The sequence below is a fragment of the Paenibacillus sp. FSL H7-0331 genome (genome assembly GCF_001956045.1).
Window position 1 is genome coordinate 255,784 of sequence record NZ_MRTH01000008.1, and the last position, 19,800, is coordinate 275,583.

Genomic DNA, 19,800 nt, shown 5'->3' on the forward strand with positions numbered 1-19,800 from the left:
AGTTACCTAATAATTACCTGTTATACTAAGGATATAAATCAATAAGATAAAAATTGGAGGCGTATAATGGCAAAGGTCATGGTCGTTGATGACGCTGCTTTTATGAGGATGATGCTAAAGTTGCTGCTGGTTGAGGCTGGACATGAAGTAATTGCTGAAGCTACGAACGGTAGGGAAGCCGTTCATACATATATGAAATACAAGCCTGATCTGGTCACGATGGATGTGACGATGCCCGAACTCGATGGGATCGGGGCTGTCCGACAAATTCGTAAGCTCGATCCATTAGCCAAAATTATTATGTGCTCCGCCATGGGGCAAAATGCCTTGATCGTGGACGCGATCAGTTCAGGCGCCAAGGATTATATTGTAAAGCCTTTTGAAAAGAAAGAAATCATTGATGCTGTTAATAAAGTGCTGGATGAATCATCGCTATCCTTTGAAGACCTTCGTCGCCGCTTCCGGTGATGGAGGTTTTTTGATGTTATGAACATTTATGAACAATTTTTTTGGAAAAAAAGTATATGTACGATGCGCAGGAAGTGTATGGTCCCGCTATACGGATCGGTGTACGCTGTTAATAATCCAAAGCTGTCAACCTGAAGTGAGTCCTTGGATGTTACAATTGACGAAGTGGGATAAATCTTTTACGATGCAGGGAGTGTAAGCGTTTAAAAGGGAGTGACTTCAGTTGTATACGATGATGATTGTAGAGGATGAAACGATTATTCGCGAAGGGCTGAAGAGTTGTCTGGATTGGCACTCGCTCGACATTGAAATTATCGGGGAAGCGGCTGATGGGGCGGCTGCTCTCCAACTCGCTAAAGCGATGCTTCCGGATATTGTGTTAACCGATGTGGTGATGTATGGGATGGACGGTATTGAATTTGTAAGCAGACTACGCGAGGAACTCAGCGAAAAGCAGGTGCAGGTGATTCTGATCAGCGGGCATGAAAATTGGTCCTATATCAAATCGGCGCTGCAGCTGCAGGTGACGGACTACCTGTTAAAGCCATTTGATACGGCAGAGCTGGAGCAGGTGATTCATAAAGCAAGGAAGGCTTGCGATGCCGAACGGGAGCGCAGACTGTGGGAGCAGGGGCTTCCCCCTCACCTGCAGGCAGAACAGGACTATTTTTTGGAGCGTAAGGCCGCATTGGAGACGGCGATCATCGTGGAGCTCGAGCAGAATGAGCGGATGAACCGGATCTATTCGGTCCGATTATACTTTGATTGGTTTCGTAAGTTCGAGCGGAATGCCGTACCTTATTTGCAGGCATTTTGCGGAATACTGTTGATGCAGATCAAGCAGCGTTTCGCACAATTGGCCGAATCGGGCTCCACTGATTTTGTGGCCGAAGGGATAGAAGCGATGAAAGGCTGTATCACCGATGAAGAGCTGGAGGAGTTTATGGTCAATCTGCTTGACCATTTGGCTGAATTCATACACAGCAAGCCGGACCAACGTAGAACCATACGCAGTATTATGGAGCTTATTCAATCGTTCTATATGGAGGAGCTAACGATTTCGTATATTGCAACCAAGGTTCACTTGTCCCCCAATTATTTGGCCACACTGTTCAAGAAGGAAGTGGGAACGACGCTCAACGATTATGTCACTGCCGTCCGTATTTCTCATGCCAAGCGTCTGCTCTCGGAGGGCAATTTGCTCATTCAGGAAATTGCCGAGAAAGTCGGCTATAAGGATGTCAAATATTTCACGAAGCTGTTCAAAAAAGAGGTCGGACGCAGTCCGAGAGCGTACCGCGAGCAATGATCAGGCCTACACTTCTGCGCCGATTGCTGCTGCTTGACGCCCGCATTAAACTAAGGCATAAGCTGTTGATCGCCTTCATTCTGATCGTGCTGATTCCAACGCTTAGCATTGGTTTTTTTTCGTATAAAAAATCATCCTCCATCATACAGGAACAGACGAGCCATGCCTATCTGGAGGCGCTTCGCCAAACGACGATCAATATTTCCTACCGGCTAAGGGAAGTCGAAAATATTTCAGAGCTTATTTATACGAACGAAAAGCTGCAAAAAATTGTCCGTAGGGCAGCTGCGCAGAAGCTTTCCATTTCTGAAGTGTATGAGGATTATAAAAGCCTGACAGAAATCATAACGAATCTGGAAAAAAATCGCAATATATTTCGAATCCGCCTGTTCGTTCCAGGCAATCCCTTATATGCAACAGAAAACCGTAATATTTTTCCTATTAATGCTGTAGATGCACAAAAGCTGAATGAGGAGCTGCTCAGCCAGCCGGGATTTATGAAATGGAGCTTTGTCGATCAACAGGCGTACTTATCGAACGGCATCAAATCAGTGCTGTCGCTCAATCGGCTGATGAAGGATTTTGAACAGGTTAATAATGTACTGGGTGCTGTTGCAATTGATGTTGACGAGAATACGTTGAACGAGGTACTGCGCGATATGAGCTTGTCACTTCCTTACCAAGCGCTGCTGGTCAATAAAGATACGGTGATTACGACCTATACGAACAACAAGTCGGATCAGTTATCGATCAGCTGGGACATGCTGAGGAACAAGCTGCAGAGCCACCCGCTTCCATACAAGGGTTATGAGAAACTCGAAATGGATGGTAAATCGTATCTGTACCTGGTCCATCCTGTCGATCAGCTGGATTGGAGGCTGGTGGTACTCATACCTACGATAAATATTACGGATCAAAGTACACTGCTCGGTTTTTTTATTTCGATTTTGACTTTAATTCTGGTAGTAGCTGCCATTTTATTATCGATCGTGCTGTCGGGCAGAATTACGCGTCCCATCCATATTTTGGCTGATAAAATGAAAGGCATTGAGCAGGGGAACTTCGGAGAAATGGTGGAGGTCACTGGCCATGATGAAATATCGCTGCTGCAAAGGCGATTTAACCGGATGTCGACCGAAATTAACAGCCTCATTGAGGAGGTTTACAAAATCACGATCAGCAAGCAGCAGGAGGAAATGAAGGTGCTGGAAAGCCGCATTAACAGCCATTTTCTATACAATACCTTAGATACGGTCAAGTGGATGGCCTTTCGCAATAAGGAGCCGGATATCGTTCAGATCGTGACAAGCCTGTCCAAGTTTTTCCGAATCAGTCTGAATAAAGGGAATGATGTGCTGACAGTGGATAAGGAGCTGGAGCATGTGGCTGCCTACATGGATATCCAGAACGTACGGTTTAACGGCCAGTTAGGGTATCACCCTGTTATTGAGGCCGAGATATTGGGCTTGGAAATCATCAAGCTGATCCTGCAGCCTATAGTTGAGAATGGCATCATACATGGCGTGAACAGAAAAGCCGACAAGAAGGGTAATATCGTCATTCGTGGGGTTATTGTCGGGGAATTCATCGAATTTATGGTGATTGACGATGGGGTAGGCATGGATGCGGCTGCAAGGGATCGTCTATTTACTTCCTCCACTACCGGATATGGCCTACGTAATGTCCATCAGCGATTGGTGCTTACCTATGGTCCGGATTGTGGGGTTAGGGTCTGGAGCAAACCCGGTATGGGCACGGCTGTCAAGCTGATTCTGCGCAAGGAAAGAAGGGCACTTCCATTGGAAAGAGCGTAAGATAAGACACCTATTCGTAGGTTTGCCCCGTTACGGGGGCTTTTCTTTTTGTGTATGATAATTGATGTAAGCGGTACCAACGAATGTACAGCTACAAGATAGAGAGGAGGGTTACCGTATATGGAAGGTGTGAACGCCAATATGCAGCAGGAAGAAACAAGGAAGGGAACAGGGGTCCGACCCAGAACGTGGTGGAAGGATTTGCGGCAGGATTACGATCTGTATTTGCTGCTGCTGCCAGGCTTGATCGTATTGCTGCTTTTCAAATATACACCGATGTTCGGTGTTGTGATTGCGTTCAAGGATTACAATTTGTTCGATGGCATATGGGGCAGCCCCTGGGCGGGATTCACGTATTTCGAAGAGCTTTTTGCTAACCCCAAATTTTACACCGTGCTGGTCAATACATTACTGATTAATCTATACAAGCTGGTGTTTCAGTTCCCGCTGCCGATCATCCTTGCGCTGATGATTAATGAAGTACGTCATTTGCCCTTCAAACGGGTTACCCAGACGATTACGTATTTACCGCATTTCTTGTCATGGGTTATTATCAGCGCAATATTCATCAACCTGCTTTCACCGGAGACCGGAATATTAAGAGAAGTCTTCGCCTTGTTTGGCATGCAGCATGTATTAATTATCGCAGACGAGCGGTTTTTCCGCAGCTTGCTGGTGGTATCAGCAGCCTGGAAGGAGACGGGTTGGTCCTCGATCATTTATTTGTCAGCGATCGTATCGATAGACCCGCAGCAGTATGAAGCAGCCAAGATGGATGGGGCAGGCAAGCTGCGGCAAATCTGGCATGTAACCTTGCCTGGTATTCGTAGCGTTATCGTATTCATCATTATGCTGCGGATCGGCCACGCTTTATCGAATGATCTGGAGCAAGTGCTGATGTTCTACAGTCCGCTTGTCTACAATGTTGGTGATGTTATCGGAACCTTTGTGTACCGTGTCGGGCTTGGAGAGATGAAGTACAGCTTCACAACGGCCATTGGGTTGTTCCAGTCGTTGATCGCCATGATCCTCATTATAACCGCCAATGCAGTAAGCAAAAAATTTGGCGAGCGCAGCTTGTGGTAAGGAAAGGAGGCGGTTAACCGTGCGCTTGAAAACCAGAAACGAAGTCATGTTCGAACTGTTGAATTATATCCTGCTAACCTGCATCATTCTGACTTGCCTGATCCCGGTGCTGAATATTGTAGCCAAGTCGTTCAGTGGCGAAGCCCATGTACTTGCGGGAGACGTGTTTATTTGGCCGATTGGGTTCCAGCTTGATGCTTACAGTGTGGTACTCGGCAGCCAGAAGTTTGTAAGCTCCTTTTCGAACTCGGTATTTATTACCGTGGTTGGCTCTTTGATTAATGTCACACTGACCGTGTTTACAGGCTACGCGTTGTCGCGCAGCAGGTTAAGAGGGCAGAAGGTGATCATGATGCTGTATGTATTCACCATGCTGTTTGGAGCGGGACTCATTCCCACTTATTTGGTCATCAAAAGCCTGGGGCTGCTGGACACCTTGTGGGCATTAATTATTCCGACTCTCGTAAGCCCTTTTAATATGATTATCGTCCGTTTGTTCTTTTTCAATATACCTGACAGCCTGGAGGAATCAGGGAAAATGGATGGAGCGGGCAACCTGCGAATTTTGTTCTCCATTATGCTGCCGCTCGCAATGCCTGTGGTCGCAACGATAGGACTATTCTGCGCGGTAGAATACTGGAACAGTTATTTTGATGCTCTGATGTACATTAATAATAGTAAGCTGCTGCCGCTTCAGGTGTTTTTACGCGAGATGCTATTGAGTGCTTCGGATGCAAGCAACAATATCGATATGCTGTCGCAGGTTCATGTATCCCAGGAATCGATTCGTGGAGCTACGGTGGTAACGGCAACACTGCCGATTGTGCTTGTTTATCCTTTTTTGCAAAGATATTTTGTTAAAGGCATCGCGCTTGGAGCCGTAAAAGGCTAATATAAGCAATCATAAATGCGACTTGAAACAATGAAATGGGGAGGCATAAACATGAAGATGATGAACCAAAAGAGAGTTGGCGGTGTTGTATCCACATTGATGCTCTGTACGGCCTTGGCGGCCTGCAGCGGAGGAAATACAGCACCTAGTGCAGGTGGGACAGCAGCAGCCGGTGGAGGCAAGGATAAGCCGGTAATCAAGGTGCTCGGTCCCAACAATATGGAGGAATTTCCGACGGGGAGCGATGTGAACAACAATGAGATGATCAGCGCGATCCGCGAAAAAACCGGTTTTAACGTTCAGTGGGAGCTCCAGCCGAAGGATGCTGAGGCAGCTAAGCAGAAGCTTAACGTCATGATGGCTTCAGGAGACACCCCTGACATTATTATTCTTAACGATAAGGCGACATTCGGCAGCTTTTTGCAGCAGGGGCTGTTAACACCGCTCGATCCACTGCTTGATGAAGTCGGTAAAGATGTCAAAGCCACACTGACACCCGATCAATGGAAATCAGCTTCCTACAAAGGGAAGATTTACGCGGTTCGTACTGTTAATTTCGGTGTGGGCACTAAAGGATTGCTTGCCCGGAAAGATTGGCTTGATACATTAGGCATCAAGGAACCGAAGACACTAGATGAGTTCTACAACATGCTGAAGACAGTTAAGGAGAAAAAGCCGGATGCAGTTCCTTATGCAGGTGCGTTGGCGCAGGGTGGGGGGGATTTGTCCAGTCTCGAGGTTATAGCTGGTGCTTTCGGTCAGGCTGTCGATTACACGGCGAAGGATGGCAAGGTCGTGTACAATGCGGTAGAGCCAGAAGCCAAAGAGTTTCTCGCTTACACTAACAAGCTGTACAACGAAGGATTGCTGGATAAAGAAGCATTGGTTAACAAAAATGATAATGTGAAGGAAAAGCTGGTCAGCGGTAAGGCGGCTATGTCAACCATTGGTTGGGCAGATGCCAAGGTCATTGGCGATGCGATAAAAACGAAGGACCCGAGCTCCAACTTAATTTATATCGATCCGCCTACGGGCAAGAACGGAATGTCCGGTGTGGCCAAAGGCCAGACGACTGTCAAATATTTCATCATTCCTAAGTTCAGTAAAAATGCTAAAGCCGCTGTTGAATTCCTGAATAAAATGACCAACAAGGATTTGATTGATTATATTTCCTTCGGTGTGGAAGGGAAGCACTACACGAAAAAGGATGGCAAATTTATCGCCACACCAGAAGCTGAAAAAATCCGCTTTCGTGTCTATTACAACATGTTCGATACGATAGAGCTCGGCTTGCAGCGGATGGAGCAAAAAGGCTTTGCACCTTATTTTGAACCGGTTGTCAAATATTCAAAGCATGAAAATGTGATCGATCTGGTTCCACCAATTGAAATCGTCGACAAAAAATCGAAGGAGCTTGCCGATCTCAAAAAGGAGTATTTCCTGAAAATCATTTCGGGTGCACTGCCGCTTAGTGCTTATGACGAGTATGTGGCGAGCTGGAAAAAAGCCGGTGGTGAAGAAGTGCTGAAGGCATTGAGCGACGCCTACTTACAAAAATAACACAAGGCACGTAAATAATATAAAATCATTCATCAGCAAATAAGCTGAAACAGCGGAGGTAGGACCATGAAAAAGCGACTAAATTTTCTTTCCCATGAGCAGTTGGAAAGCTACAATGCAGCAGGTTATCTCGTACTTAAACATGTATTTACCGAAAAAGAGGCACAAGTACTTCAAGCGGAATGCGATCATCTGCTCGAGTTGGAGCCGTATACCACACACGGGAACATTCGTGTTGCACACCGTAATTACCCGGACGGCAAGGTCATGATTGAAAAGATGGACCCCGTGCACGATCTGTCACCTGTCTTTGCCTCCTTGGTAAGGGATGAGCGCATTCTGGACCCGATTCGTGATATTTATCTGGATGAGCCGCTGCTGTTCAAGGATAAATTGATTTTTAAACTCCCTGGGGCAAATGGATATACCATGCATCAGGATGCTGCCTATTGGCAGGGCTTTCAACCCGATGGCTTGATTTCGGTTATGGTAGCGATCGACGGAGCGAGCACAATAAATGGTGGTTTGGAGCTTTTCCCTGGCTACCATGACCGATTTCGTTCAAAGCCGGGCGAGCTGCGGAATATGAATCAGGAGGAGATCGATGAGATTGATCCGTCGACCGGTCAGATTGTCGAAACCGAGCCTGGGGACATCATTATATTCCACTCCTATACCCCACATCAGAGCGGCGCTAATAACTCTGAAATTAGCCGCAAGCAGCTTTACTTGACCTACTCACCGGCAAAGAATGGTCAGCTTTACAAGGCGCATTATCAGCACTATCAGCGCTACGTTTTAAAAGGTAAAGATCCGAGTGTGTATCACTTCTTATAATGAATCGTATGAAATTGAATATTAGAGGTTGTTCAAAAAGTCATCTTTTGATCACGAAGTCATACACGTTGCTTACTCGGCATCGAATCTTGCATTCAGGCTCGAAGTGCGGAAACTCCGCTCCTCTTTCTTTACCTTCTTGCAACCTTCTCGGTGCTGAAAAGTCGACTTTTTGAACACGCACTATTAGCAAAAAAAGCTTGGCCAAGTATGCCCCGTCGCATACGGCCAAGCTTTTTTCATATGTAACGCATCATGTATATACCCGAGCCTTCGGGACTGATTCCCTACAAATTAAGCATTAACGTATTTGCTTTGAAATTCTTCTTCGGTTTTAGTCAGGTAAAGGATACCCTCGATCAAACCGATGATTCCCGGAATACCAGTCCAGCAGAACAAGATGTAGACAACACCTAAACCAATTTTACCTAAGTAAAATTTGTGAACACCAAGGCTTCCCAGTAGAATCGCGAGTATTCCAGCAGTTGTTTTTGATTTCATGTTAATTTCGCTCCCTTATCGTTCTTTTTCTTGCCCTTGCAAGTTATTTTCATCTTATCGTACTAGTTCTTAAAGCACATCTAACTAAAGTTATAGAAGCATAAATTTATCGAAAATAATCGAAGATTTTTTGAAATCTGCTTATTTTTACACGGTTTTAGTACTTTGGTTACATTCCTTTTGCATGTTTAGACATTATACTAGCCTTTGTGCAGCATATTGTGCGTATTAAGGCGTATTATACAAAAGGGGATGGATAGGATGTTGAAGAAATCATTATTACAATTCATGGTTCTTACTTTGTTGGTTGCTATGGCAACGGCTTGCGGAACGACTGTATCCAGCAACGATGTTAATGAATGTGTGAAAAGCGGTGTCTCCAAATCGGATTGCGAAAAAGCAATGAAAGAGATCCAGGACCTGCAAAAAGCAAAATAAATATCGGGACAGCAAAAGACCGAAGCTCTACTCAGGCAGAGAGCTACGGTTTTTTGCTGTTCCAATTCGCGTGCGGCGCTTCTAGCCGAACCCTGCAGACCGGGAGGTTATGTATCGGTTTTAGGTTAATTTTATTATATATTCGATGATAGAAACAATTACATTGACTATAACTTTAGTTACAGGGTGCATCAAAAGGTGGTAAAATAAATGAAAGACAGGTTGGATTTAAATTGGACTTGAAGAGAGTTCAGGTTATGTGAGGACTACAAGGGAGGCTCCATGACGAATATTAAGAACACAATATTGCGCAATAGGTTGGAAGGAATGAAATGGGATGTCCAACCTTTTATATATACAGCTGTAGCCTTGATCGAGATGGTTGAGCCGATGCATAAAAAGGGATTGGTCATCCGCGATTTGAGTCCAGATGGAATCATGCTGCAGCACGATTCCAATAAGGCAGCACTTATAGAGGAGCGCAGGTTGAAGTATGCGTACCTGTCACCTGAGCAAACCGGCAGGATGAATCGGACGCCAGATACTCGCAGTGATTTGTACGCGCTGGGTGTTATTTATTATGAAATGCTTGCAGGCTGCCTACCTCTGCAAGCAGATCGAGCGGAGGATTGGCTGCATGCACATCTGGCCATGGTACCCAAGCCGCTTGGTGACGTGCGTCCAGACGTTAAGGGACCGCTCGCAGACATCGTGATGAAGCTGCTGTGCAAAGCTCCGGATGAGCGTTATCAGAGTGCATCAGGACTGCTGGCAGACTTGAAGCAATGTATCTCTTTATTGGAAGAGACAGGAGGAATTCCTCCGTTTAAAATCGGCTTAACGGATGATGCAGCCCGTTTTCAGCTGCCCAGGACCCTCTTCGGACGTGAGGCTGAAGAGGCGGAGCTGTGGAATGCTTACGAGCAGACTCAAGGCGGCAGCCCGGCATTTGTCTGGGTAACAGGCCGCTCAGGCAGTGGTAAGACCACATTGATTCGACAATTGCAGCTTCCTGTTATGCGTTGGGGAGGGCGATTTGTTGAGGGCAAATGCGATTTAATGAATCGGGATATACCTTATGAGCCGATTCTACAGGCACTTCGAAGTCTGGTGCGGCAAATCTGGCAGGAATCTCCCGAACAAATTACTGCATGGAAAAGCCGGCTGGCCACAGATCTGGGCTTGTCTGCGAGCATTATAGCCGAACTGATACCTGAGGCTACGCCTCTTTTGGGAGAACTCACTCCTGTAGAGATATTGCAGCCCGCTGAAGCTGTTATCCGTTTCCGCTGGTTATTTTCCGCTTTCCTCCAAATATTTGCTGATACCGAACATCCTCTTGTGATGTTTCTCGATGATCTGCAGTGGGCCGATCCGGCTACACTGGACATTTTGCGAGAGTGGATGCAGGATTCCACCCTTCAGGGCTTTATGCTCATTGGTACGCATCGGGTGGAATCCAATTCAATCGTTAATGAGGATGGAGAAGAACATGTCGCTGTATGGCTGAAGCAGTTCTTGTTACAGTCTATGGAAGATACCAAACGGTTGAAGTTTATCACGATGGGGCCTCTGCCCTTCACACAGGTCAATCTATGGGTAGCCTCTGTACTGGGTGGGGAACTGGAACGTTCGCGTCGACTGGCTAAACTTTTGTATCAAAAAACAGGCGGAAACCCCTTATACCTGCATCGTCTGTTGGACAGTCTGTATCGTGAGAAAAAGCTGGTTTTTGATGCCAAGCAGGCCTTTTGGACATGGAATGAAGAGGCCATTAAGGAGCTGCCTGATGATCTGGATGTGCTTCAGCTTATTGGTGCTCGTATCCGTACCTTACCACCAGATACGATTGATTTGCTTGGTATAGCAGGGGCGATGGGACAGAGGTTTCGTTTATCATCAGCTGCTTTGGTCAGTGGCAAGCCGCTTCAGGAGCTGCATCAGAATATACAGCCGTTATTGGATGAAGGCTTGTTGTTTATGGAATCGGACACGCTGCTGGATCAGGCTGAAGACCGATTGTACAGTTTCATGCACGACCGGATTCAACAAGCGGCATATGCCGTAGTTCCGGAAGAGGACAGGGCTAGTCTGCATAGGAACATCGGATATATGCTGCAGCTTCAGACCGAGCCCGGTTATGAGGAACAAGCACTTTTTGATATTATTCATCACTTGAATTTAGGAATTAGTGAGGTTAAGGACCAGGCAGAACGAAGAAAGCTGGCTGAATATAATCTACAGGCAGGTTTGAAATCAAAGGCGACGACGGCTTATGTGGTGGCACAGCATTTTTTGGAAACCGGCCTGCTGCTGCTCGGTGAGGATGAATCAGGAACAGATCCATTGTTTTACAGGCTGCTGCTGGAGCTATCTGAATGTGAATACGTTGGTGGGCGTTCTGACCGTGCGGAGGAACTGCTCCAGCGTTTGATGGATCGTACCGTGGACCCGCTGCAGCGCTCCGGTATTTATTTGATCCGAGTCGCCATGTATGCCTATCTGAAAAAGGAAGATAGAGCTGTAGCCGTCGGACTACAAGGATTGGAAGAACTGGGATGGAGCATTTCCGCGAAGCCGTCCAAAGCCGTTATCGGACGTGAAATGATTAGAACGTTCTGGGCCTTGAAGCGTAAAGGCGCAGAGCTGCAGGAACTGCCTATCAATACCGATCCTATGCATCGAGCTTTGTCCGATCTGGTCATGGCCATCGCGGCCTCCGCTTTTATTTCCAACCCTGAAGTTGCTGCTTTGTTGTATGCCAAATTCGTTCGATATGGATTGCAGCATGGGAATAACGAAGCTTTTACGTTTATGCTCGTTGCTTTTGCAATGATCCAGGGCATAGCGCTTAATCGCTACAGCTTTGCTTATCAACTGCTGGATGTCGCTTTTCAGTTATCGGCTCAATTTGAGAACACGAGCTTTAAATGCCGTCTGCATTTTGCAACAGGTCTCATTGAGCAATACCGCGACCCCATTAAAGCCGCAGAGCATTTTGAAAAATCAGCTCGTTATGGTCTGGAATCAGGGGACCTGACCTTTGCCGGATTTTCAGTATCTCTGCGTATTCTCAATCATACCGGGGACCTGCGCGATCTGTCAGCATGCGTCTCGGTTTACGAAGCAAGCTCTTGGCCGCTGCTGGACGAGGTTACACGGAACCTGCTGCGAATTACACGCAGTTATATAGATGAAATGGAAGGTAAGCCTGGTGTCCACATGGAGCTGGATGAGCTGATGAACGGAGATCTTACCAATGTGACACAGAAAAATCAGGCCTTCTATGCTTGTACCTCAAAAATACAGATTGCCTACTTAAATGGAGCTTATCGCGAAGCGCTGAGCTGGGTAGAGCTTACGAAATTCAACTCCCATCAATTAACTTTGTTTCAGGTTCGCAAGCAGCATTTTTACCAGTCGCTGTCGTTAGCTTCGCTATATGAAGAGGCGACCTTGGATGAGCAGCGCAGTATCCGTACAGAAATGGGCAAGCAGCTCCGCTCAATGAAAAAGTGGACTGAGGGTGATGTTCAGCGTTCAGCAGCTTACCTGCTGATTCTGGCGGAAACCATGCGGATCAAGGGTAGTAATAAGCTGGCTGTGACGAGTGGCTATGAGCAAGCTCTGACAGCTGCGCGCGAGGAAAGAAACGTGATGATAGAAGCTTTGGTTTGCGAACGGATGTCCAGCTGGTACCGGGTGTCCGGAATATTGACTGCTGCCGATGCGATTCTTGCCGAGGCTTACTCTGCTTATGCACGTTGGGGCGCGACTGCCAAGGCCAAGCAGCTTCGTGAGCATTATTCAGGACTGTCTGCCTATGCCGACGTTTCGGCAACTCTCGAGAAGGCTGGTTCTTCTGAGCTGCTGGAATCGTGGATTGCTCGTGGTGAATATATGTCGGATATACACAGTGTCGACGATTTGGACGAGGATGAACGGGAATATTTACTGTTCAGAGACATCGACAAATCCGTGATGAAGCAGGCAGCTGGCTGGCCGGGTGGCATTGGAGAGGGCAGTCTTATGGAACGTTTTCTGGAGTCGGCGATCCGTTATGCAGGTGCGGGTAAAGGGTATGTGCTGAGTATGAGCAGTGCGGAGGAGGCACTGTTTACCATAGAGGCAGCTGTGGGAAGCCAATCAGTCGATGAATCCGAGAAGGTTGACTTTGCTGCTTCGATTGTCCGTTATGTGGTGCGTACGGCAGAGCGAGTCATTCTGGCTAATGCTTCATTAAGCCCATACATGACCGATCCCTACGTTCGTGGCAGTCAGCCGCAATCCATACTGTGCATGACACTACCGCATCCGGGAAAACGGCACCCTTACATCCTTTATCTGGAAAACAATCTGGTGTCAGGTATATTCAGAGAGGATAGGTTAGATGTACTCGATATGCTATTCTCTCGAATGGTATATCTGGAATCGCTGGGTATGCCTCGGATGGAGGTTGCTGCCGTGGAAGATGTGGGGGATAACTATAATGAGACGATTCACTCGGCCATGCAGCCCTTGATCGATTCGCTGACAAACCGTGAAGCCGAGATTTTACGTGTATTGTCTTCCGGGTTATCGAACAAGGAAATTGCAGTTCATTTTGGCTTGACAGAAGGAACAGTTAAAAATCACGTGTTTAACATTTACAGCAAGCTGGGCATCAAACGAAGAGCTCAGGCGATCGCAAAGGCAAGAGAGCTGCGTATTCTGGACTAGCTGGTTCGGCAAGTCAGGTGGAGTGGCAAAATGGGTCAGCATGTGCAGTAGCTAAATTGGCAAGCGTGTATAGGAGCATAGTGTGAGCAGCGTAACCCGGAGCCTTCAGGTATCCGGTTATTTGCGCTGTCTGCTAAAAGTCCGAATGAATTGGGTAAAGTAAAGGATAGAACGTAAACATACATAATGAATTGAGGCTAGCCGATGAAGCCAGGAGCCCGAAAGGCGATATGGACCACCATGATGGTGTTGCTCGTGGTTCTTGTACTAGCCGTTGGCATCTACTTGAAGCCATATCCACCAGCGGTAGCAGGACTTGAAGCGATGAAGGGCGGAAGTGGGATAACGGTTACGGAGCATAAAGGCTGGATCCAGTTCGAGCCATCTATGGTTAAACAGACGGATGTGCTCCTATACCCAGGTGCACGTGTTCGTCCAGAAAGCTATGCACCTCTGGCACTGCTGCTTGCACAGGAAGGATTTCGTACATGGATAGTGAAAATGCCACTGAATCTGGCTGTGCTTGGAGCGAATAAGGCGGACGGGATTATAGATACGGTACCAGATCGAACCTTTGTAATAGGAGGTCATTCGCTTGGTGGTGTGATGGCAGCACGTTATGCGGTGAAGCATACCCAACAGCTGAAGGGGGTATTTTTCCTCGCTTCGTATCCTGATGAAGCAGGAGGCTTACGTGAAGCGGGGCTACCCGTATTGTCGCTATTTGGTTCAGAGGACGGCGTGCTGAATCGAACAGTCCTGGAGCAGGCGAAAGCCTATTTACCGATGCAGACACAGTATGTGGAAATCCCAGGTGGCAATCATGCCCAGTTTGGCAGCTATGGACCCCAGAATGGCGATGGGATTGCTGGGATAACGGCCACAGATCAGTGGAGCTTTACCAGTCAACAGCTTGTACTGTGGCTGCAAGCGCAGGCGAAATAGTTGGAGGTACAGGCCTGCCAACAGCGAATCCGTAAACGAATAAAAAACGATTGCGCCGCTCCTGAATAGGAAGGGGCAATCGTTTTGACATTCAGGAAAGCTCTAATTTGTGCTTGAAGGCAGGCTCCGTATCTTCATCAGCTTGACGATGCGCTATAGGTTCACCGTTTTTATAATAAACATAGGGACTCAACAAAATAAAAAAGATATGAACCTGCTCATAGCCGGACTCCCGCAGGATCTGATTAAACTTGGCTGCTACGGCGTCATGTACCTCTTGCTTTCTGGGGAATAGCAGAATTTCCAGACTGAGCGGCACCTGCGAGATAGCTTCAGTGAGCAGGGTTTCGATCTTGACCATACTCTTGTCAATTTGAACAAGCTGGGCAAATTCTTCTATTAAACGAGGTGCGACGGAGTGTAAATATTCGTTGGAAAATCCTTTGAAGCGCAAATAAGGCATGCTGTCGGTCTCCCTTATTTTTACGAAAATGCAGGTAAGGTCTACCTGTGACTTTGGTTAGTCCAAATCGTACTATGGTTTCAGCCGGTTGTCAATGTGGTCACTACTCATCTTGTGGAGGATTTATGAACATCAAGAAGAGAGGAATGTCTTGTACCTTTGGTAACAATTTGTGCTATGATTATATGAACAAAAGGTTCTTAAGACCTAATTAATTTATGGAAAAAAGTAATATTGGAGGGTGCGCATCTGTATGTTTACATTGAGACCCAAAAAAATAGTGTGCTACGGAGAGTTATTGACGGGATATAGGCTGGAGGAACAGGAGCAATCAGATGGGGTGGCGTCCTGTAGACAGACCGCAAGTGGAGGAACGCCTGCTTATGTGGCGGCGGCAATAGCAAAGCTCGGCGGTGATTCCCGTTATATAGGAAAGATCGGGAGCGACGCGTCCGGTTTATATTTGCGCAGCGAGCTGGAGGCTGCCGGGGTTGAGGCTGCGCTCGTCGGGATGGATATGGCGAGTCTGGCATGGACGGAGTGGAGCGAGGACCACGACGATAAGTCTGGAAACAAGCTCGATTCTGACGGAGAGACAAGGGTGAACGGTAACAACCTGAAGAGGGCGGAGTTCGATGAAACCTGGCTCGATGACGTTGCCGTGTATCATTATGGTTCTGCGCCTCTGAGTGAAGGGCGCTCACAGACCTCGGCCTTGGCAGCGGCGCGCCGAATCAAGGCGGCAGGCGGCCTGACCTGCTGCTGTCCTAATTCGAGTGCTATTTTATGGCCGGATGAAGAAACGATGCGGCAGGACCTGCGGAACCATATCGGGACGGCCGATATCGTGAAGATCAATGAGAAGGACTTAGCCGCCCTTACCGGTCTGGAACCCGCGGAAGCCGTCCAGCAGCTGCTGGATATGGGGGCAAAGGTAATTGTCGTGACACTAGGTGAATACGGCTGCTGTGTGGTTACACGCCAGGCAATGACATCGATTCCCGGTATTCGTGTCAAATCGGTAGATCCCGCAGGCGCTGGTGACAGCTTTGTCGGTGCGATGCTGCTCAAGCTTGCGGAGCGTGGAGCGACTGCAGAGCAAATCGAAACCATCTTGAACGACGAGGAGCAGGTGCGCTCGATTTTTTCTTTTGCCAATAAAGCAGGTGCCATGACAACAACGCGTCATGGTGTGTTTGCTGCTCTGCCAACGATGGAGGAGCTTGAAGCTATGGAGGATTAGTGAACAATTCCACTAATGGTTTCCAGGGATTCGACAGGAGCTCTTAGGGACTTCCATTTTATCGCGTGAAATCGACAAAAAAATCCCGATACTTGTAGAAATCAATTGTAAAAGTGATGTAAGAATGTTACTATTTAGTCATATAATTATCGATTTCATGGTACTTACGAATTAGGCTTAGCCATATGTTACAGGCATTTAGTTCTAATCAAAAAAATCTATATTCTTACATTTTTTGCAACAATCACTCACATACGATAAAGGCAAACTTGCTGAAAGGCAAGGACGCAAAGCAATGGACCTAAAGATATTTCTATGGTCGCCATGCCACCGAAAATGGGAGAATACGGATGAGCTTAGTGATATGAGACATCTTTCCCGTTACATGGGGAAGGTGTCTTTTTTTGTGAATTCGGATAATGGAAAGGAAGACGAGAATGACCATTCCTATCAAAGAAACTGAGATCATGAAACTGTCTCAACCGTCGTCAGCGGTTCCCAAAATGGATAGATCCTCCTCCAAGCCGATAAGGGTTTCTGAAGGGGGTAATGACGAGCATAATTGGATTTGGGTCCATAACGATCACATTCATGTTCAGGTGGATACGGCGAAGGGGGCACTGCCTGTCATCGAAGCCAGACATCCGATAAGCCTGATCGTTGACGGTGAGTTGGTAGAAGGCCCTTATACCGTCAAGGGCAATGAACGAATGGAATGGAAGGCTGAAGATGAGCCCTTGTTCCAGATTCTTGTATCCGAGGATCAGATGAAAGTGTTCCTGATTGTACGCCATACACAGCTCGTTCAACCTAGGTTGAAAAACACAGAGCCGGCCTCTAAAGTGACGCTTGAGCTGGATCGGGAAGCAGGGGAGCTGATCCGCAAATTGGAGCTGGCTGAGGTGACTCAGGAGCTTTCCCAGTTATCGATTTCATACAATCTGGATATCGGGAATATATATCAGGAGCTGCAGGAGCCTACCTTCAAGCCTGTTCTCGTTGCACAGGGCAGCTACCCCGTTCCGGGTGAGGATGCGCGTATGGAGCTGTTTTTCACTGAAGTGGTAGAAAGGGGCTTCATGGAGGTCGGCGGTGGAATCGATTACCGAAACTCGCTGAAGATTCCTTCAGTTCGCAAAGGTCAGGTTATTGCCAAAAAAATCAAGGCTGTCGATGGTATTACAGGCTACAATGTGCACCGTCAATTGGTGATTCCCCCCAAGCCGCAGGATGTGAACGTTATAGCCAGGGAACACGTGGAACAACAAGGTGATACTTTTATCGCGATGAAGGAGGGCAGGCCGCGGGTAACGGGTACCCATACCTTGTACTTGGATATTTCAACCGCTTACATTGTTTCGGGTGACGTGAATCTAAGCACGGGGAATATTGTTTTCTCAGGTGATGTGATGGTGTATGGTGATGTCACGGAAAATATGACGATTGAAGCGCTCGGTACGATTTATGTGGTTGGCTGTGTGTACAGTGCCGTATTGACCGCTACGGGAAGTATTATTGTGAAAGGCAATGTTGTGAAAAGTAAGCTGTATGCAGGCTACTGCGGTGAAAAGGTCGTTCGTATTCAGGAAGGCTCGCAGGCATTGTCTGTGCAGCTGGTGCACCTGATGGAAGCCGCCAAGCTGCTAACCGATCAGGTCAGGCAGAAAGGTCAAAATGCTGCTTTTGGACAAGTTGTCAAATTGCTGGTAGATAATAAATTCAAGGAAATTCCGAAGCTGATCCATAAGCTGCTTGTCCATGTCCATAGCGTACCGGAGCAGGATCATGAAGCCTGGCAGTATTTGATGGATAAGCTGGGCATGTTCAGCGATGTATCCAAGGTTTATTCGCAGGGGTCCGAAGCGTTATGGATGAGTCTGCTCTACGATCTGAAACAAACCGTCGAAAAAATTGATAACATGAAGGAAACGAACATAAAAATTGATATCGGTCAATGTCATCTTTCTACACTGCAGTCGCAAGGAGATATTATGATCCGCAAGGAGGGTGTGCTGCAAAGCGACCTCCGATCAACAGACAACATTATTTTTTATCACAATGATGCGGTATGCAGAGGATCTCGACTGGAGGCGGATGGCATGATATCGGCTTCTATTATTGGGGGCGTCACAGGCTCCTTGTCGCAATTGAAAGCGAAAGATAAGATCATGCTTCGCAAAATGTATTCGGGGCGCGTATGTGTGGATAGCTTCTGTGTTGATATAGTAGATGTGATCGAGAATCAGACCATAGACAAGGTCTGGATCATGCGGCAGCTTCGAACTTCTTAACTGTAAGAGAATCAGTGAACGCTGTGCGAAAGTTAATCTGACCTATGACGGTTAAAGAGGGGGAAAAGTCATATCTAAGAAGAAATTGAATGCTTTCGATGTGTTTAAGGGTCGGCGAATTAACAAAAATATTTATACATCACAAAGCGCCCTGCTGCTTCCCGCATCGACACTGCTGAATGAGAAGTCAAGCCGTTTGTTATCGCAACACTGTATTCACCTCAGCCCGGAGGATCTGGAACCGGCATTAGACGAGATGGAGCAGATTATGGATCAGTCGGTCATGGAAGTCAAACAGATTTTCTCGGAAATTGAGCACAGTGGGAACATTCCATTCGAGAAAATCAAGCAAACCATACTGCCTACGCTTTGTGACCTGTCCAAGGATTTTGGAATTATCGGATTTATGCTCACGATACAGCGGGTAGATGATTATACGTACCGACATAGTGCGGGCGTGGCGATGATGGCTGCGATGATTGGACGCTGGATGAAGCTTCCTGAGGATGAAATCCCCCGCCTGGCAATGGCTGGGATGCTGCATGATGTGGGCAAGCTGTTTATTTCACCGGCTATTTTGCAGAAGCCCGGCCGCTTGCTGAGTGAGGAATATGAACAAATGAAGCTTCATCCAGAGCTTGGTTACGCGTGCTTGATGCGTCAGCCGGAAGTGGATGAACGAGCTGCTCTCGTCGCTTTGCAGCACCATGAACGGGAAGATGGCAGTGGCTATCCGCTCGGTATCAAGGGCTCAGAGATGGATCCGTGGAGCAAAATTGTAGCTGTTGCGGATGTGTTTCATGCGATGACCTCGAAAAGGGCCTACAGGGAAGAGCTGCCTTTGTATGAGGTATTAAGAAACATGTGGGTACATGCCTATGGGGCTATGGATCCCCTTGTCGTGCACAGCTTTATGGAAAAGCTGATGATATATTTAATAGGCTGCGAGGTTGTACTATCGGATGGACAGCTCGGTAAAATCGTGATGTTAAATGATAAAAATCCGGTAAATCCGTTAGTTGAAGTTGAGGGAAGCTTTATTGATCTCAGTCAGGAGCCAACCTTATATATTGAGAAGCTGTTTAAGGTGGAAACAGAGAGCGAGGAGTAAGAGAAAGGATACGGTCAGGAACCAATTGTGATTTAGACTAATGGTTGCTGATCTATGTAATTGAAGAAAAGGCTGTCCCCCGGCATTATGAACTGCACCCCGTCAAGTGGACAGAACAAATAA

The 19,800-nt window shown here is 47.1% G+C and carries 15 protein-coding genes and 1 riboswitch; of the genes, 13 read left to right on the forward strand and 2 right to left on the reverse strand.

What is annotated here, in order from left to right; translation table 11 throughout:
* Nucleotides 1-66 precede the first annotated feature (66 nt).
* From BK127_RS14545 to BK127_RS14575, 7 genes are all read left to right on the forward strand, one after another.
* Nucleotides 67-468: a response regulator gene (locus BK127_RS14545; protein ID WP_076231219.1), complete on the forward strand. Its 402-nt coding sequence runs from the start codon at nt 67-69 to the stop codon at nt 466-468.
* 232 nt (nt 469-700) lie between these two features.
* Nucleotides 701-1,777 (forward strand): response regulator transcription factor, encoded by a 1,077-nt coding sequence (locus BK127_RS14550; RefSeq protein WP_256711322.1) that lies wholly within the window; start codon nt 701-703, stop codon nt 1,775-1,777.
* On the forward strand, nt 1,774-3,591 hold the full coding sequence (locus BK127_RS14555) for a cache domain-containing sensor histidine kinase (RefSeq protein ID WP_076231224.1): 1,818 nt from the start codon (nt 1,774-1,776) through the stop codon (nt 3,589-3,591). The genes BK127_RS14550 and BK127_RS14555 overlap by 4 nt, the downstream gene beginning before the upstream one ends.
* 120 nt (nt 3,592-3,711) lie before the next feature.
* Entirely contained in the window at nt 3,712-4,677 is a 966-nt protein-coding gene (locus tag BK127_RS14560) for an ABC transporter permease (protein ID WP_256711311.1), read from the forward strand.
* 19 nt (nt 4,678-4,696) lie between these two features.
* Complete coding sequence (locus BK127_RS14565; RefSeq protein ID WP_256711312.1) at nt 4,697-5,569, forward strand: carbohydrate ABC transporter permease; 873 nt, start codon at nt 4,697-4,699, stop codon at nt 5,567-5,569.
* A 51-nt stretch (nt 5,570-5,620) separates the two neighbouring features.
* Nucleotides 5,621-7,129, forward strand: a complete 1,509-nt coding sequence (locus BK127_RS14570) for an extracellular solute-binding protein (RefSeq protein ID WP_076231229.1) — start codon at nt 5,621-5,623, stop codon at nt 7,127-7,129.
* Between the two features lie 66 nt (nt 7,130-7,195).
* A complete protein-coding gene (locus BK127_RS14575; RefSeq protein ID WP_076231231.1) occupies nt 7,196-7,966 on the forward strand; it encodes a phytanoyl-CoA dioxygenase family protein in 771 nt (256 codons plus the stop codon).
* A gap of 294 nt (nt 7,967-8,260) precedes the next feature.
* Here the strand turns inward: BK127_RS14575 and BK127_RS14580 are convergent, their stop codons facing one another.
* Nucleotides 8,261-8,467: a TM2 domain-containing protein gene (locus BK127_RS14580; protein WP_076231234.1), complete on the reverse strand. Its 207-nt coding sequence runs from the start codon at nt 8,465-8,467 to the stop codon at nt 8,261-8,263.
* Between the two features lie 261 nt (nt 8,468-8,728).
* On the opposite strand from BK127_RS14580, the gene BK127_RS43700 reads away from it, so the two are divergent.
* The 3 genes from BK127_RS43700 to BK127_RS14590 all read left to right on the forward strand — a co-directional run bounded on the left by BK127_RS43700 (nt 8,729) and on the right by BK127_RS14590 (nt 14,569).
* Nucleotides 8,729-8,905 (forward strand): hypothetical protein, encoded by a 177-nt coding sequence (locus BK127_RS43700; protein WP_179097486.1) that lies wholly within the window; start codon nt 8,729-8,731, stop codon nt 8,903-8,905.
* Between the two features lie 282 nt (nt 8,906-9,187).
* On the forward strand, nt 9,188-13,624 hold the full coding sequence (locus BK127_RS14585) for an AAA family ATPase (protein WP_076231236.1): 4,437 nt from the start codon (nt 9,188-9,190) through the stop codon (nt 13,622-13,624).
* A 204-nt stretch (nt 13,625-13,828) separates the two neighbouring features.
* Nucleotides 13,829-14,569, forward strand: coding sequence for an alpha/beta hydrolase (locus BK127_RS14590; RefSeq protein WP_076231238.1), 741 nt, complete (start codon nt 13,829-13,831; stop codon nt 14,567-14,569).
* A gap of 91 nt (nt 14,570-14,660) precedes the next feature.
* Here the strand turns inward: BK127_RS14590 and BK127_RS14595 are convergent, their stop codons facing one another.
* On the reverse strand, nt 14,661-15,032 hold the full coding sequence (locus tag BK127_RS14595) for a DUF1904 family protein (protein ID WP_076231240.1): 372 nt from the start codon (nt 15,030-15,032) through the stop codon (nt 14,661-14,663).
* A gap of 253 nt (nt 15,033-15,285) precedes the next feature.
* Between BK127_RS14595 and BK127_RS14600 the strand changes: the two genes are divergently transcribed.
* From BK127_RS14600 to BK127_RS14610, 3 genes are all read left to right on the forward strand, one after another.
* Nucleotides 15,286-16,275 (forward strand): carbohydrate kinase family protein, encoded by a 990-nt coding sequence (locus BK127_RS14600; RefSeq protein ID WP_076231242.1) that lies wholly within the window; start codon nt 15,286-15,288, stop codon nt 16,273-16,275.
* Between the two features lie 252 nt (nt 16,276-16,527).
* Nucleotides 16,528-16,610: riboswitch (cyclic di-GMP riboswitch) on the forward strand.
* Between the two features lie 132 nt (nt 16,611-16,742).
* Nucleotides 16,743-18,566 carry a FapA family protein gene (locus BK127_RS14605; protein WP_179097487.1) on the forward strand — a complete coding sequence of 608 codons (1,824 nt, stop codon included), beginning with the start codon at nt 16,743-16,745 and terminating at the stop codon, nt 18,564-18,566.
* Nucleotides 18,567-18,666: 100 nt separating this feature from the next.
* Entirely contained in the window at nt 18,667-19,677 is a 1,011-nt protein-coding gene (locus BK127_RS14610; protein ID WP_144026460.1) for an HD-GYP domain-containing protein, read from the forward strand.
* The last annotated feature ends 123 nt before the right edge of the window (nt 19,678-19,800 follow it).